At 70.9% G+C, this 16,495-nt stretch carries 16 protein-coding genes; 11 read left to right on the forward strand and 5 right to left on the reverse strand.

The features are described 5' to 3' along the window. Positions 1–125: 125 nt before the first annotated feature. The 3 genes from ACIQRL_RS27260 to ACIQRL_RS27270 are packed head-to-tail and all read right to left on the reverse strand — an operon-like array spanning position 126 to position 3,210. Positions 126–1,067 carry a carbohydrate ABC transporter permease gene (locus ACIQRL_RS27260; protein WP_401336344.1) on the reverse strand — a complete coding sequence of 314 codons (942 nt, stop codon included), beginning with the start codon at positions 1,065–1,067 and terminating at the stop codon, positions 126–128. Further along, a complete protein-coding gene (locus tag ACIQRL_RS27265) occupies positions 1,064–1,915 on the reverse strand; it encodes a carbohydrate ABC transporter permease (RefSeq protein WP_401336347.1) in 852 nt (283 codons plus the stop codon). The genes ACIQRL_RS27260 and ACIQRL_RS27265 overlap by 4 nt, the downstream gene beginning before the upstream one ends. Positions 1,916–1,959: 44 nt before the next feature. Continuing rightward, a complete protein-coding gene (locus ACIQRL_RS27270) occupies positions 1,960–3,210 on the reverse strand; it encodes an extracellular solute-binding protein (RefSeq protein ID WP_401336350.1) in 1,251 nt (416 codons plus the stop codon). A gap of 408 nt (positions 3,211–3,618) precedes the next feature. Between ACIQRL_RS27270 and ACIQRL_RS27275 the strand changes: the two genes are divergently transcribed. From ACIQRL_RS27275 to ACIQRL_RS27285, 3 genes are read left to right on the forward strand one after another with little or no spacing between them, the layout of a single operon-like run. Beyond that, positions 3,619–3,981 carry an ArsR/SmtB family transcription factor gene (locus tag ACIQRL_RS27275; RefSeq protein ID WP_401336353.1) on the forward strand — a complete coding sequence of 121 codons (363 nt, stop codon included), beginning with the start codon at positions 3,619–3,621 and terminating at the stop codon, positions 3,979–3,981. Then, complete coding sequence (locus ACIQRL_RS27280) at positions 3,978–4,490, forward strand: SRPBCC family protein (RefSeq protein WP_401336355.1); 513 nt, start codon at positions 3,978–3,980, stop codon at positions 4,488–4,490. Before ACIQRL_RS27275 ends, ACIQRL_RS27280 begins: the two co-directional genes overlap by 4 nt. A gap of 26 nt (positions 4,491–4,516) precedes the next feature. Continuing rightward, complete coding sequence (locus ACIQRL_RS27285) at positions 4,517–5,071, forward strand: TIGR03086 family metal-binding protein (RefSeq protein WP_401336358.1); 555 nt, start codon at positions 4,517–4,519, stop codon at positions 5,069–5,071. 337 nt (positions 5,072–5,408) lie between these two features. Here the strand turns inward: ACIQRL_RS27285 and ACIQRL_RS27290 are convergent, their stop codons facing one another. Beyond that, positions 5,409–7,622 carry an FUSC family protein gene (locus ACIQRL_RS27290; RefSeq protein WP_401336361.1) on the reverse strand — a complete coding sequence of 738 codons (2,214 nt, stop codon included), beginning with the start codon at positions 7,620–7,622 and terminating at the stop codon, positions 5,409–5,411. Between the two features lie 693 nt (positions 7,623–8,315). Between ACIQRL_RS27290 and ACIQRL_RS27295 the strand changes: the two genes are divergently transcribed. Both ACIQRL_RS27295 and ACIQRL_RS27300 read left to right on the forward strand, forming a co-directional pair. After that, positions 8,316–9,590, forward strand: a complete 1,275-nt coding sequence (locus ACIQRL_RS27295; RefSeq protein ID WP_401336364.1) for a serine/threonine-protein kinase — start codon at positions 8,316–8,318, stop codon at positions 9,588–9,590. 154 nt (positions 9,591–9,744) lie between these two features. Further along, positions 9,745–10,827, forward strand: a complete 1,083-nt coding sequence (locus tag ACIQRL_RS27300; protein WP_401336367.1) for a MerR family transcriptional regulator — start codon at positions 9,745–9,747, stop codon at positions 10,825–10,827. Between the two features lie 99 nt (positions 10,828–10,926). Here the strand turns inward: ACIQRL_RS27300 and ACIQRL_RS27305 are convergent, their stop codons facing one another. Next, positions 10,927–11,259 carry a deoxyxylulose-5-phosphate synthase gene (locus ACIQRL_RS27305; RefSeq protein ID WP_401336370.1) on the reverse strand — a complete coding sequence of 111 codons (333 nt, stop codon included), beginning with the start codon at positions 11,257–11,259 and terminating at the stop codon, positions 10,927–10,929. A gap of 198 nt (positions 11,260–11,457) precedes the next feature. Here ACIQRL_RS27305 and ACIQRL_RS27310 point away from each other — a divergent pair, with 198 nt between their 5' ends. The 6 genes from ACIQRL_RS27310 (at position 11,458) to ACIQRL_RS27335 (ending at position 16,486) form a co-directional block, all read left to right on the forward strand. Further along, positions 11,458–12,021, forward strand: a complete 564-nt coding sequence (locus ACIQRL_RS27310; protein ID WP_401336372.1) for a putative immunity protein — start codon at positions 11,458–11,460, stop codon at positions 12,019–12,021. Positions 12,022–12,466: 445 nt separating this feature from the next. Then, a complete protein-coding gene (locus ACIQRL_RS27315) occupies positions 12,467–12,913 on the forward strand; it encodes an SRPBCC domain-containing protein (RefSeq protein ID WP_401336375.1) in 447 nt (148 codons plus the stop codon). Beyond that, on the forward strand, positions 12,910–13,281 hold the full coding sequence (locus tag ACIQRL_RS27320; RefSeq protein ID WP_401336378.1) for an ArsR/SmtB family transcription factor: 372 nt from the start codon (positions 12,910–12,912) through the stop codon (positions 13,279–13,281). Before ACIQRL_RS27315 ends, ACIQRL_RS27320 begins: the two co-directional genes overlap by 4 nt. A 43-nt stretch (positions 13,282–13,324) precedes the next feature. Continuing rightward, entirely contained in the window at positions 13,325–13,810 is a 486-nt protein-coding gene (locus tag ACIQRL_RS27325; RefSeq protein ID WP_401336381.1) for a hypothetical protein, read from the forward strand. 769 nt (positions 13,811–14,579) lie between these two features. Next, positions 14,580–15,509: a lamin tail domain-containing protein gene (locus ACIQRL_RS27330; protein WP_401336384.1), complete on the forward strand. Its 930-nt coding sequence runs from the start codon at positions 14,580–14,582 to the stop codon at positions 15,507–15,509. A gap of 347 nt (positions 15,510–15,856) precedes the next feature. Next, positions 15,857–16,486, forward strand: coding sequence for a class I SAM-dependent methyltransferase (locus ACIQRL_RS27335; RefSeq protein WP_401336387.1), 630 nt, complete (start codon positions 15,857–15,859; stop codon positions 16,484–16,486). Positions 16,487–16,495 lie beyond the last annotated feature (9 nt).

A 16,495-nucleotide genomic window follows, 5' to 3' on the forward strand; every position in this document is an offset into this window, starting at 1 on the left:
TCAGGGATTGCGCGGGTGCTCGCGAGGGGGCGTGCGGGGTGCGCGCGGGCACGCCGACGGGGCCGGGCGCGCTGCCCGGCCGCTGCTCGGAGCGAACTGTCGGCTGAAGTGGCTTACGAACTTGGCTACTTGGAGAAACCGGCGGTGAGACCGGCGACGAGCTGGCGCCTGGCGAGGATGAACAGCGCGAGCATCGGCAGGGTGGAGAGCACCACCGCGGCCATCGTGGCCGGTACGTCGATGCCGAACTGGCCCCGGTAGAGGGTCAGCGCCAGCGGCAGCACGGCCTTGTCGCCGCTCTGGGTGAGGATGAGCGGGAAGAGGAAGCCGTTCCAGACCTGGAGGCCGTCGTAGACGGCGACGGTCATCAGCGCCGGGCGGGCCAGGGGTGCCGCGAGGGAGAAGAGCATGCGCCAGTCCCCGGCGCCGTCGACGATCATCGCCTCGAACAGGGAGCGGGGCACGTCGCGCAGGAAGCTGACCAGGATCATCACGGTGATCGGCAGCGCGAACGCCGCGGACGGCAGGACGATCGCGAGCAGGCTGTCGTACAGCCGCATCCTGATGATCAGCAGGTACACCGGGATGATCACCGCCTGCAGGGGGATCGCCAGGCCCAGCAGGTACAGCCGGAAGGACAGGCGGGAGAGGCGGCTCCCGGCGCCCCGGACGATCGCGAAGGCGGCCATGAGGGCGACGGTGACGGTGAGGACGACCGTCCCGGCGGTGACGACGACGCTGTTGAGCAGATAGGTCGTGAAGTCGCCGTCCAGGACGGTCCGGTAGCTGTCGAGCGTCGGGTGGCCGGGCAGGGCCAGCGGGCTGTCGGCGGTGAACTCGGCCCGGCTGCGCAGGCTGGTCACCACCAGCCAGTACACGGGTACGACGACGATCGTCGCCCAGAGGAGCGTGGCGCCGGCGGTGAGTGCCCGCCGCACCGAGCCGAGGGCCGTGCGGCGGCGGGCGGGACCGGAGCGCGACGGAACTGCCGTTCGCCCGGCGGCGAGGTCACGGCCGGTGCCCGTGTGGGGGTCGGGGTCGAGGACCTTGGTCACGCTGGTGCTCACATGCCCTCCTGGCGGCTGTCCATCCGGGTGAAGCCGGACAGGCGGGTGGTCAGCAGCGACAGGCCGAGGCCGAAGACCACCAGGAGTGTGGCGACGGCGCTGGCCCGGCCCATGTCGTGGGCCTGGAATCCGGTGATGTACATGGCGAGGGGGAGGACGCGGGTGGCGGTGCCGGGGCCGCCGGTGCCGCCGGACAGGACGAAGATCAGATCGAAGTAGGTCAGCGAGCCGACGAGCATGAGCGTGCTCGACGTGACCATCGTGTACTTCAGTTGCGGCAGCGTGATGTGCAGGAAGCGGGCCAGGGGCCCGGCGCCGTCGAGGGCGGCGGCCTCGTACAGAGCCGTCGGGATCTGGCGTATGCCCGCCTGGTAGAGCAGGGCGTGGAACGGCACGAACTGCCAGGCGATCACGAAGATCACCGTGTACAGGGCCAGGTCCGGCGAACCGAGCAGCGGCTTCGCCAGCCAGTGCAGGCCGGGCGTGGCACCGATGCCGAAGGACGGATCGAGCAGCGCCTGCCAGGTCAGGCCGATCGCCACCGCGGACAGCAGCAGTGGGAGGAAGAAGAGGACGGAGAACAGCGCCCGCACCCTTCCCCTCGGTGCCTGGAAGACACCGAGGGCCAGCGCGATCGGCGTCTGGACCAGCCAGCTCACGGCCATCACCTTGACCGTGAGCCCGAGCGCCTGCCAGGTGGCGCCGTCGGTCAGGACGCCGGCCCAGTTGGCGAGTCCGGCCCAGCTGATGGTGCCGAGGCCGTCCCACCGGGCGAGGCTGAGCACCACCACGCCGACGAGGGGGACCAGGCCGAACAGGCCGAAGAGAAGCAGTGCGGGGGCGGCCATGAGGAGGCCACTGCCTCCTCTCCGGCGCGCGGGGACGGTGACCGTCACGACGCCGCCTTGCTCATGTTCACACCGAAACCGGCGGGCGAGATCTGACGCAGGAACGACTTGTCGGTGTTGGTCAGCAGCGGGTCAGCCTGGTCGGACGGCAGTGCCTGGTCCCAGGAGAGCTGGAAGCTCGGCGCCTTCTCCACCAGGTTGTATACGAAGGTCAGCCACGCCTTGTCGGACGGCGAGTTCACCGCCGTCAGCTTGGACTCCAGGCCGTTGACCGGCGGCACACTGCCGGCCGCGAGATAGGCGTCGACCTGGGAGCCGTCCAGGACGTAGTCCTTGAGGTACGTGAGGGCCGCGGACCTTCGCTTGGTCGACGAGTTCAGCGACAGGAAGTTCGAGGGGTTGCCGACGATGCTCTTCGGGTCGCCGGCACCGTCGGACAGCGACGGCAGGGCGGTGTAGCCGAGACCGCCCTTCTTCAGGAAGTCGGGCGCGGCCTTGGCGATGTTGGCGTACTCCCAGGTGCCCATGACCTCCATGGCCGCCTTGCCCGTGTAGAGCAGGGCCGTGGAGGCGCCCTGGTCGTAGCTGACGGAGGAGGCGTTGTCCCCGAAGGCCCCGGCCTTCGACAGGTCCTGGAGGTACTGGTTCGCCTTGGTGACCGACGCGTCCTTCCACATCGAGGCGTCACCTGAGGCGATCTTCGAGAACACCTGGGAGCCGCCCTGGCGGTCGAGCAGGTACTCCAGGTACATCAGCGTCGGCCACTTGGAGTTCGCGGCGAGGGAGAGCGGCGTGACGCCCTTGCCCTTCAGCTTCTTCACGGCCGCCAGCAGGTCGGCGTACGTCTTCGGCGGCTCGACGCCGGCGTCGGCCAGCACCTTCTTGTTGTAGTAGAGAACGACCGGAGCGAGGCCGTTGGCGGGCACGCCGTAGACCTTGCCGCCGAAGGTGGCGCTCTGCATCACGCTCGGGGTGAACCGGTCCGTGTTCGCCTCGGACGCCGTCAGCGCGTCGACCTTGCCGGCCTTGACGTAGTCGTCGAGGGCCCCGCCGCCCCAGCTGAAGAAGATGTCCGGGGCCTGGTTCGCGCCGAAGGCGACGCGCAGCTTCTGCTTGTAGTCGTCGTTCGCGAACAGTCGCAGGGTGATCTTCTCGTCGGAGTGGTCCTTGTTGTAGGCGTCGACGGACTCCTTGAGGATCGTCTGGTCGTTCAGCGCCCACATCGTCAGGCCCTTGGCGGACGAGTCCGCGGACGATCCGGACGGTCCCGAAGTCCCGCACGCGGCAAGGCCCATGGCCGCCGTGAGAGTGACCGCGGACGCGACGACGCGTCGGATTCTCGGGCTTCCGAGATGTCCGTTGACCGGTATTCCCCGCATGGTGTGCCTCTCTTCGTTCCACATGCCGTCGGTGGCCAGGCAGACCGGAGGCCGGTACGAAAGGCTTTCGGATGCAACGCCGCCGACGGTCTGGCTGCTGGCCGGGACACTGACACGGAATTCACGGCCGGGACAAGGACGGGAAATGCCCCGGTTACGAAATGTTTTCGGGATGCGGCCGACAGCGAGAGCCCAGTGATCCGTGGGTGCGGCCGGCGCCGCGAAGGGCCGAGCCGCCCCACCTTGTTCAACCTGTTGGTTGACCAAGGAGCGGGGTCGGTCGTACGGTTATTCAACCGACTGGTTGATTACATGAGGTGAGAGGTGGCCGACGACCGGCTGTCCCGGGTTTTCTCCGCCCTGGCCGACCCGACCCGGCGCGACATCGTGGCCAGGCTCGCCACGGGGGATGCCACGGTCAACGAACTGGCCGAGCCCTACGACGTGACCGTGCAGGCCGTTTCCAAGCACATCAGGGTGCTGGAGGACGCCGGTCTGGTCAGCCGCAGCAGGGACGCTCAGCGTCGGCCCTGCCACCTCGAGGGCGAGGTCCTCGACCTGATGACGAAATGGATCGAACGTTATCGCCGCGAGGCGGAGGACCGTTTCGGCCGGCTCGATGCCGTCCTCGAACAGATGGAGGAACAGACGGTGAAAGGCGATCCGGCGAAGAAGGAGGCATCGTGAGCAGCGTGAACGCGAGCGATCGGCGCGAGACGCGGATCGTGGCCGACCCGGCGCTGCCCACCATCCTCATCACCCGGGAGTTCGACGCGTCCCCGGACCGCTTGTTCAGGGCGTACACCGATCCCGATCTCGTCGTCCAGTGGCTCGGCCCGCGTCGCCTCACCATGCGGATCGACGTCTACGAGGCGCGCAGTGGCGGCTCGTACCGCTATGCGCATCGCGAGGACGACGGGACGGAGTACGGCTTCCGCGGAGTGTTCCACGAGGTGCGTCGCGACGAGCGCATCGTGCAGACCTTCGCCTACGACGGCTTCCCGGACGGCGTCAGCCTGGAGACCACCGTCTTCGAGGACCTCGGCGGCCGCACCCGGGTCACCACCACATCGCTCATGGGCTCCGTCGAGGCCCGCGACGCGATGATCAGAAGCGGCATGCAACGCGGCGTCCGCGAAGGCCATGAGCGCCTCGACGAACTGCTCGGCACCCGACCGAGCGGCAACGCGGGATGACGGACCGAGACGAAAGGCTTGAGATCATGACGAGCGCAGCCGATGAGCACCGAACCGTCGCCGGGGTCTTCACGGACCGCGTACGCGGAGTGGGTCCCGGGGCATGGGACAACCCCGCGCCGTGCGAGGGCTGGGTCGCCCGGGACGTGGTGCGCCACCTTGTCGAGTGGTTCCCGGACTTCGTGAAGGCGGGCGCCGGAGTCGAACTGCCGAAGGGGCCGTCGGTGGACGAGGACCCCGTGAAGGCATGGACGGTGCACAGCGACGGAGTGCAGGCCCTCCTCGACGATCCGGCCACGGCGCACAAGACGCTGTCGAACCCGCACATCGGAGAGGTTCCGCTGGACCAGGCGGTCGACCGCTTCTACACCGCCGACGTCTTCATGCACACCTGGGACCTGGCCCGGGCCAGCGGCCAGGAGGAGCGCCTCGACCCCGGCAAGTGCGCCCAGTTGCTCGACGGGATGCTGCCGCTCGACGAACTGCTGCGCGGGAGCGGGCAGTACGGGCCACGGGTCGAGGTCCCCGAAACCGCCGACGTGCAGACTCGCCTGCTCGCCTTCATCGGCCGCGAGCCCTGAGAGACGTCAGTGGCCTGAACGCCATCCCGCCTGGTGGTCGCCCGGCTTGATCGCCGTCCCGCCGGGTGGCCGCCCGGTCTCAACGCCGTCCCGCCGGGTGGTCGCCCGGCCTGAACGGCGTTCCACTGGGTGGTCGCCCGGCCTGAACGGCGTTCCACCGGGTGGTCGCCCGGCCCGATCGCCGTCCCAACCAGGTGGCTGCCCGGCATGATCACCGGCGGGCCGGATCGTCGCGCGGCCGGATGTCCGTCGGGTCCGATCACCACCCGGCGGATCACCGTCGCACCCGGTCGCCGCCGAGCGGATCAGCGCCCGCCCGGTTCGCCCTCCGCCCGGTTCACCGTCCCGTACGGGCCGTGGCGTCGCGGGTGTCCGCCGGTTCCCTCCCGCCGTCCCGGACCGGAGACGGCGGCTCGTCAGGACCGCGTCCGCCGATCGCCGTCAGCTCCGCCGCGAGGGTCTGCAGCCAACTGTCGATGTCGATCAGCGCGGGCAGTACGGGGGCCGGGGCCGCGGAGACGATCTCGGGGGGAAGGGGTGTCGGCCGGGCCCGTACGCCGCCCGGTGGGAAGGCGGCCGCCCGGTCCATCGCCGTGGCCAGTTGCCCGACCGACTCCCGCGCCCACCGGACGGCGTCGGGCGGCGCAGGACCGTACGCCTGCCGGGGCAGCCAGTGGGATCCGATCTCGGCGTGGGAGGCGCAGTTGAGCGCCAGATGCCAGTCCGGTCCACCGTCGACGGGATCCCTGCCGCCCTCCGTCCGGTACTGCGCGTAGGCGCCCTCCGCGATGCGGAGCCGGTGCCGTGCCAGCCGCAGCGCCTCCTCGGCGGCACCGCCCCGAGGCCGTGGACCGCCGGAGGCGTCGGACGTGCCGGACGCGCAGACCGCGGCGACCACGGTGACCTGCACCAGGGGTGCCACAGCGCGCAGCAACTCCGCCACACTGCGCCGAACCTCGGCGCGGGCTCCGGCGGGCCAGGCGAGCACGCCGCACATCAGCCCGATCGCGCAGCCCGCCAGGACATCGAGCAGTCGTGTCTCCGCCAGCCGCCAGGTGGCCGGAGCGAGCTGGCTGAAGGCGGCGGAGACGACCAGGGTGAACAGCCCCTGCGCCCAGGCCGGTCCCGCGATCGGTCCAACGGAGAAGGCCACGAACATCGCCGGCACCAGCATGACGGCGTACACGTCGACGGTTCCGCCCGCCTCGAAGATCAGCACCCCGGCGGCCAGCGCGCCCAGCAGGGTGCCGATCGCCGCCGAGCGCACCGTGGACCAGGTCGCTCCCGCGGTCGTGCGGCCCAGCGTCAGCACGGCCAGCAGCACCCAGAAGCCGTGCGAGAGCTCCAGGGCTCCGGCCACGAGACGGGCCAGGCCGAGTCCCAGGGCCGTGCGTACGGCGTTCTGGAACAGGACCGAGCGCAAGGTGAGATTGCCCGTCAGCCGCATCCACAGAAGCCGTGCCGTGGATGGCTCGGCATACCAGAACTGCTCGGGCGGCAGTCCCGCCGCGTCGCGTCGCCCGCCGATCGCCACGGCCACCGCGGCCTGGACGGTCAGGGCCGAGGCCGCCGTGGTCAGCAGGTCGGACCGGGATTCCAGCAGCCGCTGCGAGGCCTTGGCATCCGTGTCGCGCCCGGTGCCGGACGGACGTCCGCGTACGGCGATGAAGTCGGCGACCATTTCCTCGAGCGCCCCGGGTCCCGGAACGGCGCGCGTGCCACGGAGGGCCTCCGCCGTCGCGGCGCAGCCGGCCGAGACACCGCGCAGCAGCCCCTCGGAGGGCGGATCGCAGGCCGACGAGGACCCTGGCCGCTCGGCCATCCGGGCGAGCTGGTCCAGTACACGCCGGGTCGCGGCTCCGGCCTGGGCCAGTCCGCGGTCGGTGCGGCCCGCCCCGGTCGGGCGCGAGGCCGGTGGCGCCTGCGACAGGCGCAGGGACCGTCCCGCCTCCCGCAGCCGCAGGGCCCGCTCGGGATCGTGACGGTGGCCCTGAGCGGCCGCGAGCGCCGAAGCGGCCGCGAGATCCAGGGCGTCGGCGATCCGCGCACGGTACGGCTGGGCGGGTGGGGCCGGCAGGAGCAGCAACTCGCACAGGACCAGCAGGGCGATACCGGTGAGCAGGCCGAGGAGCCGCTGCGGCAGGGTCTCCGGCGCGTACGGCGGGAAGCACGCGAGCACGTAGAAGAGCAGCAGCCCCGGGACGGTACTCGCCGCGGCGGGTCCGTACGCGGCGGCGAAGGAGACGGTGAAGCCGATCACCAGCATCCCCGCGACGGCGGAGGCGGTCGTCACGGCGAGAGCGGTGCCGACGGCGGTCAGCGCCACGGCGACCGGCAGCACGCACAGGACGGTGCGCGCCCGGTCCCGGCCGCCGCCGGGGACAGGGGAGAGGACACCGAGCGCGATCGGCGCGAAGAGGGCGTAGACGGCCACGACCGGCTGGTCCAGCGCGTACAGGGCCGAGTAGAAGCCCGTGGCGGACGCGACCGTGACACGCGCGGACTGCCGAGCGGCCCGTACGCGACCGGGGGAGAGGGGCCGCTTCGGCATGGATGTTCCTTCCCCAGCGCCTCCCCGGGCCCTTCCCCGCCGTACGCCCATTGTCGACCGGGTCCGGGTCACGGGCAGCGCGACTGTCGGCGGCCCCGTCCCCGCCCAGGTACCGAGGACTCCGCTCCGCCGGCGTCCCGAGCCGGTGGGGGCGCTGGGCGCACTCCCGCGGCGCGAGGGGGCCGACACCTCGGCGCACGGCCCTGGGGCCGCGTCTTCGCCGGGCCGCCTCCCGGGCCTCGGTTTCGCCGCACGGCCGGCCGATGGCTCCGCTCGGCGCGCCCGTCGATTCGGCTCGGGCCGACCTGTGACTTCCCTTTTGGGTGATCCATGGCTTCGATCCGGTCGGCCGACGGTCCCTCTGCGGGTGACTGCGCGTCGGCCCTGGGCGATGGCCGTAACAAGGAGGCGTGGCAAGGCAGTTGTACGCCAGTTGTACGGATCGGGGCCGGGGGACGGCTGTCTGTGCGCCGAGCCCGCGACACGGTCCGCAAGCGCGTCGTCACGCGACAGGCGAGAGCACACCGTCTGGTCAGGGGTTTCTCTACCCAGGAGGCGGGTCAGCGCATAACATCCGGACGGGAACGCGCCCGAAGGGCCCGCGGAGGCATCCTGCTGGGCTCCCGACGCGCCCCGGCCGTCTGTCACATCTGCGCCTGCTCCAACGTTCAGCTCCGCACGAAGGAACCATCAGTGAGCGAAGCCGGATCCTCCGGAAGAGTCCAGCCGGCTCGTGCCGGCGATCCCTCCCGAATAGGTCCGTACCGGATCATCGGTCGTCTCGGCGCCGGAGGCATGGGTACCGTCCATGCCGGAGTGGCCTCTGACGGAACGCGCGTGGCGGTGAAGGTGATTCACCCCGCGCAGGCCCAAGAGCCCGATTTCAGGGCCCGTTTCAGGCGCGAAGTGGAATTGTCCTCCGGTGTCACCGGCCCGTACGTGATCCCCCCGCTGTCCGCCGACGCGAACGCCGAACACCCCTGGCTGGCCACCGAGTACGTCGCCGGACCGACCTTGAAACAGCAGGTGCTCGCCCGGGGACGGCTCGCCGGAGCAAGTCTGTACGCCTTCGCGGCGGCCACCGCGCAGGCGTTGGCCTCCCTACACGCCGCCGGCGTGGTGCACCGCGATGTGAAACCGCAGAACGTCATCCTCACGCCCTCGGGCCCCCGCGTCCTGGACTTCGGCATCGCCCACGCCGCCGACGGCACGAGTGCCACCCGGACCGGCGTCATCACCGGCATCCCGGGCTGGATCGGTCCTGAGCGGTACGGCACCGGGGTGGCCGGGCCCGCGGACGACCTGTTCGCCTGGGGAGCGCTCGTCGCCTACGCGGCCACCGGAAGTACGCCGTTCGGTACCGGCACACCCGATGCCGTCGCGATCCGCGTGATGTCCGGTGAACCCGACCTGCACGGCGTTCCCACGCCCCTGCGCGGGATCGTGCGGAGGGCGCTGGCCAAGGAGCCGGGGGACCGCCCCTCGGCCGCCGACGCCGCCGAGGAATGCTTCGAACTTCTGGGCTCCCAGGTCACCCAAGTGATGCGCGCCGACACGTTGTTCACGCGGGCCGAGGACATGGTGACTGCCGTCTGGGACGTACCCCGCGCGGACGATCCCGTGTGGCCGGAGCCCGCGAGACGTCCGCGAAGGCCGTGGGCGGGCATGGTCGTCGTCGCGGCAGCGGTCATCGGGGGGTTGGTCGGCGGAGTGGTGGCCCTGATGCCCGGCAGGACGGAGAGCGGCCGTCACGGAACCTCCGACGCGTCCGCTCCCGCTTCCCCCTCGCCCCGGTCCCCGCAGCCGTCCACTGCCGGCCCGGAGCCGGGCATGGCCCCGAAACGGAAGCAGGCCGCGAGCAACGGCCCGGCAAGCGCCGGGAGTTGGGCCGAAGCGACGGTGCCGGGCAGGCGTCCGACGCCGACCTGGGCCGGCCACCGGACGAACAGCGCCTCGGCCGGGCCGTGATCCCCCGTACCGACAGCGATGAGATCGACGCCGCGGACCGCGCGACCAGGAAGAGCATCGAGCGGACGAACGCGATGCGGACGACCGCCCGAGCCTGAGCGGGGTTGACCCTCGACCTGGTCGAGGGCCCAGGGTTGCGGGTGTGGAGAGCGAGATGCGCAGCATTGGAGAGATGGCCCGCGACAGCGGACTGAGCGTGAGCGCCCTGCGGTTCTACGACCGTGGCGGTGTGCTGGTCCCCGCCTGGGTGGATCCGGTGAGCGGCTACCGCTGGTACGGCACCGAGCAACTCGAAGAGGCCCGGGTGCTGGCCCGGTTGCGCCGGGCGGGCATGCCGTTGGCGGACATCCGCCTGGTGCTCGCCGGCTGGTCCGGTGCGGACACCGACCTGGTGCGCAAGCTGCTTCAGACGCATGTGCGCCGTCTTGAGGCGGCCCTGTCCGACGCCCGCGACGAGTTCTCCACGCTCCGAGCACTCCTCGAACGCAGGGAGAAACCCATGTCCATGCCCAGCACCACCGCCGTCCGCCTGTCCCTCGCCGCGCCGGAACTCGCCGACGCGCTGGACGCGGTCCGTTTCGCCGCCGGTGCCGACCCGGAGCTGCCGATGCTCGGCGGCCTCCTCTTCGACATCGAGGGCGGGACACTCAACGTGGTGGCCACCGACCGGTACCGGATGGCCGTAGCGCGGGCCGCTACCAGCGGGCACGCCGAAACCCGCGCGCGGGTCATCGTCCCGTCGCCGCTCGCCGACGCGATGCGGGCCCTGCTCGACGGCGAGGAATCCGTCCAACTCGCCGTCCAGGGTGGCCGCGTGACACTGGAGGCCGGAGACCGGCAGACCGCAGGCCAATGCCTCGACCACGACTTCCCCGACTACCGCCGCCTCGTCCAAGTGCCGGCCGGACGACGTGCCCTGGTCGATGTGGCGGCCTTCCAGGAGGCGGTGGAGACCGGTCCCGTCCGCACGAGCGAAGGGAGCGGACCCGGCGAAACGGCCGCCGACCTCAGCCTGCTCATCGCGGCGGCCGACGGAACGCTGACCATCGGCGAGGACGGTCACGACGAACAGAGCCAAGTAGCCGTCAACCGTGAGTTCCTGCTCCACGCGCTCGCCGCCGGAGCCAGGGACCGGCTGATCCTGGAGATCGGCGCCCCTGCCGCGCCGATCGCGATCCGACGGCCCGACGACGAGACCACGTTCTCCCTGCTGATGCCGGTCCGTCTGGAGAACTGAGCGCGGCACCTGTGCTTCCGCCGCTCACTCCCGCTCGGCGCGGGACGCGGGCTTTCCCCGCGTCGCCGGGACGGTCGTCAAGGAATCCAGCGCCCGCCGTCAGGGAATCTCAGGACGCACGAGTGCCCTGGCGAAGGGCTCACCGGCACGTCGCGCGTACGTCATCCGCTCGCGGACTTCGCGCAGGGTGCGAGGCCGGTAACCGGGCCCGCAACAGCAGCTCTTGTGGAAACCGACGCCGGCGTGGAGCAGGACGGAAAGAGTCCTCCAGGCCGCGGTGTCCCGGCGCCGGGGCACCGCGAAGGCCGATCCCACGTGGATCAGCGGCTCGGCGCAACGGGGACAGATCCGCCGCGGCCGGTCCCTGTCGTACGGCTGCTTGTACGAAGCCCGGCAAGGCAGGCAGACGTAGGAGGACTTGGACGCGGACATGGCCCCAGAGTAGGCAGCGCGCATGACGTACGCGAGGCGATTTCCGCGATCGGCGTGCACCGTTCGGCGGGCGGACCGGGCCGTCACCATGCGTCGCGGACCCATGTGCCCACCGTATGAGCCGACTTGAGACCAGCCGGAGGTGGGGAACCGTCGCCGCGCAGGTCGGCGACCTGCGAACTGCGGCAAGATGGAGACGTGCCAGGTGAGTCGGACAGGATCGATTTGAGCGAACACGAGCTTCGTGGCGTCGCGGGATACGCCGCTGATGCCGCTCGGCGGACGCTGTCGATCTTCGAACAGAGTCTCCCCGCGGACACACGTCCTCGCGAGGCCATCGACGCGGCGTACGCCTTCGCCGGCGGGGACCGGCGAACAGGGTCTCTGCGGCAGCGCGCGTGGGCGGCGTACAAAGCGGCACAGGAAGTCGCTTCACCCGCAGCGGCCGAAGCGGCCCGAGCGGCGAGCCATGCGGCCGCCGCCGCGTACCTCCATCCCAGGGGCAGCGCCCATCAGGTGAAACACGTCCTCGGTGCGGCAGCGCATGCGGCACGAGCGGAAGAGCTGGCCCCCGAAGAAGGTCTGAGTGTCACCGGCGGGCCGGTTGACGGGACCCGGGGCACCGGCGGGACGCTTGACTGGGCACGTCAGCACGCCCCGGCGGCGGTCACCGCGGTCCTCGGCCGGCTGCCCGCCGCAGCACCTGGCGGCGGGCGCGTGGGAGAGCTCATACGCGATCTCGACGCCGCGCTCCGTGCATGAGCACGCCCCGAAGCCACATGCGGAAACGGGCTGTTCGCGAAGTCTGCACCCGCCCAGAGGGCGGAGCCGCCCCCGACGGCGTGTTCCCCCGCCCCGACGAGTCGTGCGCCCGTACGGAAGCGGCGTCGCCGTCGCGCCCGCGTTGTCGTAGACGCCGGTACCCCGTCCAGCAGGCGGGGCCGGACGATTCTGGAGCTGTGGGTACCCGCTGAGGAGCTGGACGAATTCGACGCACACCTCGTCGGCAGGATTCAGCTCGTACACGAGTTCCGCTGAGCGGCGGTGTGACAGGGAAGGCGCAGGGTGCGCGCCGGTCCCGCGGTGAGGGGATCGCGTGGAACCGGTGTGGTGTCGCTCGATCGAGGTGCAACTCTCTGGTTGCGCCTTGCGGGGTGTTGTGCAACCCTGGAGTTGCATCTGATCGTGGCGATGAAGGAGTCCGCTCATGAGCGAGGACCGGATCGAACGCGAAACCCTGATCGAAGCACCCCTGGAGCGGGTCTGGTCGCTGGTGGCCCAACCCGGCTTCTGGGTCGCCGACAAGGCGAGCCTGCCCGGCACCGTGGCGAGGGAGGGCGAGTCGATGGTGGCGAAGAACCCCGAGCACGGCGACTTCCCGGTGCGTGTGGAGAAGGTCCGGCCGCCGACGTATCTGGCGTACCGGTGGACCAGCGCGTTCCCCGGAGAGGAACTGCGCGAGGAGAACAGCACGCTCGTGGAGTTCACGCTGACCCAGGAGGGCGACCGGACGAGGCTGCGTGTCGTGGAGAGCGGGTTCGCGGCGCTGGCCGGGTCCGAGGAACTGCGCAGCCAGAATCTGAAGGACCACACCCAGGGCTGGCCCGTGGAGCTCGACGCGCTCAAGAAGCGCGCCGAGCAGCCCTCGCCGTGACGGAGGGACAACCTGGTCGCGCCGCCGAGGACATCGACAGCGTCCTCGGCGCGCTGGCCGATCCCACGCGACGCCAACTGCTCGATCTGCTGGCCGAACAGGGCACCGCCACGGCGACGACCCTCGCCGAACGCCTCCCTGTCTCGCGTCAGGCGGTGGTCAAGCACCTCGCCGTCCTGGACGCCGCGGGGCTGGTCTCCGGCAGCCGGGTCGGGCGTGAGGTGCGGTACGCGGTGCGGTCCGCGGCGCTGGACGCGGCCGCACGGTGGATGGCCGCGCTCGCGTCCGACTGGGACCGACGGCTCGCGCACATCAAGCATGTGGCCGAGTCCGCGGAGCAAGCCTCACCACCATCGCGCCCCGACTGACCCGAAGTACTCCCTGAGAAGCACTCCCTGAAAGGAAGCACCCATGGACACGAAAGGGCTTCGCGCCGCCTACGACAGGTTGCTCGATGCCGCGGCCATGCCCGACCTCGGCGACGCCGGCGACGGAGGGTGGAACGCCGATCAGATCCTGGCTCACCTCCTCAGTGTCGACGCCGCTGTCGCCGCGGTCGCACTGAATATCGTCTCGGGTTCGCGCCCGACCTTCGACAACCGCATTTCCCTCGACCCCTGGAACCTTGACCGGATCATCGCCGAGCACTCGGACAGGGCAGACCTGGCAGCACACGTCCGCAGTCAGGCCGCCGTCCTGTGCGACATCGCGGACCTGCTCAACGACCAAGCCGCTTCCGTTCTGGTGCCCTCGATCTTCCTTTCCAACAACGCGCTGGGGCTGGACCAGCCGATCCCGCTCGCCGCCCTCATCGACGGCCTCGCCGACGACCACGTGCCCAGGCACACCCAGCAACTCCTGGACCTCCGCGCCGCCGTTCCCGGGGGAGCCGCTTAAGGCCGGATCGCGGTCGACCGCACCGCACCCACAGGACCGCCGTCGGCATGGGGGTGCGCCGGAGGTGGGCGGGGGTGGCCGCTGGCTCTCCGGCCTGGGGGGGGGCTCGCTCTGGTCGAGTGGCTTCGCAACGGAGAAGTGGACCAGATGGACGCGCTTGCCGCAGTGCTGTTCGCGGCTTTTCCGCTGGTCCAGATCATGCTCGACGCCGACGGCCTGCCGGCTTCCAGCTCGGTCCCATCCTCGCGACGCCTTCGGCGGCGGGCCTGTTCGTATGGATCACCGGCCGGGCGAAAGCCGCGCAGGCGGCCGCCTCAGCCCGATCGGCGACGTCGCTCGCGGGAACGGAGCCGTCGACGCACCCCCGAGCGACGTAGCGGCCCGAATGCCGCGGTGAAGCGGTGCCGCGCCCGCTGTGGCCGGATCGGACCGGAGGGGTGTTACCCACTTTTGGGTGACAGGCGGGTGAGGTGCAGAGATGTGCCGGATGCCCGCATATGGACTAAATGCTTCTGTAGTACGGGAGTTGGCGATGATAGTCCATCACTTTTCAGCTTTCCGTAGTTAAAGGCCTTATGCAGGCGTCTGTAACTGATATGTCCGTAATTGGTAACAGCGGTCTGGTGTCGCCCGTCTCGGGCGGGGGTGTGGAGCAACTTATGAGTCCTCGGCCACCGGGCCGGGACTCGCACAGGGTCGCACCGTGCAGATCCCCGCAGTTGGGGTGCTCGCACGGGGTGTGCCGGCTCTCGAACCTTGAGGAGCATTCATGTCCGTTTCCACGTCTGTCACGGCCCGCCGTGTGGCGGCCGCGGCCATCGCGGCAGGCGCCCTGGTCGGCTCGGCCGCCGTGTCCGCCTCGGCCGCGGAGCCGCGCTTCGAGCGCACGCACGTCGCCATCAGCAGGGTGCAGGCCGACGCGCCGGGCTTTGACGACCGCTCCAGCCGTTCCCTGAACGCGGAGTGGGTGGAAATCACCAACGCCGACCGCCACGGGGTGAACCTGAACGGCTGGACGCTGTCGGACGAGGACGGCAACCGCTACACGTTCGACGACTACCGCCTGGCCGGCCGTGCCACCGTCCGTATCCACACGGGCTTCGGTCGCGATACCAGCCGTGACCTCTACCAGGACCGCCGCAACGAGGTGTGGGACAACCACTCGGACGTCGCCACGCTGCGGACCGACCGCGGCCGCTTCGTCGACAGCGTCTCCTGGGGCCGCCACCACGACCGCGACCACGGCCGCGACGACCACCGTGACCACGGCCGTGACGACCACCGCGGGCACGGCGACCACCGTGACCACGGCCGTGACGACCACCGCGGGCAGGGTGACCACCGTGACCACGGCCGTGACGACCACCGCGGGCAGGGTGACCACCGTGACCACGGCCGTGACCACGACCGCGGCCAGGGTGACCACCGTGACCACGGTCGCGACGACCACCGTGGTCAGGGCGACAACCGTGGGCACGGCGACGACCGCGGCCAGGGTCGTGACCACGACCGCGGCCAGGGTGACAACCGCGGCCAGGGTCAGGGTCAGGGACGCGGTCAGGGCCAGGGCCAGGGACACGGTCAGGGCCAGGGTCAAGGTCAGGGTGAGGGCCAGGGACGCGGTCAGGGCCAGGGCCAGGGGCAAGGCCAGGGCCAGGGCCAGGGTCACGGTCCGCTCCACGGCCTCATCGGCCACTGAACACCCCCTGAAGAAAAGCCCGTTCACCGTGTACGCGGGTGGCATCCGGTCAGGACGTGGAGGTGACCGGCTGTAGTCCCGGGCCCGATCGGACCCGGAGAACGCACGAACCCGCAGGACGGTATCGCCGCACGAGACCCGCACCGCACGGTGCGGGTCTCGTGCGTCCGAGCGAGAGCGCGAGCACGAGAACGCGCACGAGCCCAGCGCCGCGCAGCGTCACCGTCGCGCCACCGCCCGTACGGTCCGGAGAGGTCTCTCCGGCGTACAGTCCACCGGTAGAGCGCCGCCGTAACGTGATCCCGGGCGCCGGACCCGGGTGACGGCGGCGGTGGAAGGTCGATCACATGGCCGGACCGCCCTCGCACGACGACGCCGATGGGCCGAACCCCTGGCAGTCGCTCGATGACCTGTACGCCGTACGGCCGCCGTGGGAGATCGGGCATCCGCAGCCGGTCTTTCTCGACCTGGCGCGGTCGGGCGCCATCCGGGGACGGGTACTCGACGTCGGCTGCGGTACGGGGGAGCACGTCCTCATGTGTGCCGACCTCGGCCTCGAAGCCACCGGCGTCGACCTGGCGGCCACCGCGCTGGCGGCCGCGCGGGACAAGGCACAGCGGCGTGGGGCCGCCGTACGGTTCCTCCACCACGACGCACGGCGGCTGACGGAACTGGGAGAGCGGTTCGACACCGTGCTGGACTCCGGCCTGTTCCACCTGCTCGATCCGGAGGACCGCGCCGCGTTCACCACCGGGCTGCGGGACGTACTGCGCCCCGGAGGACGCTACTTCATGCTGTGCTTCAGCGACCGGCAGCCCAGGACCGGGGCCAGAGGGCCGCACCGGCTGACGCGGGACGACATCACGGCCGCGTTCGCCGACTCGCTGCGCATCGATTCCATCGAGCCGGCCACGATCGAGATCACCCTGGACCCGGCGGGCATCCGGGCCTGGCGGGTCGCCATGACGAAGGAATGAGGGTGCGCG

Source organism: Streptomyces sp. NPDC091209, from assembly GCF_044757755.1.
GTDB lineage: Bacteria > Actinomycetota > Actinomycetes > Streptomycetales > Streptomycetaceae > Streptomyces.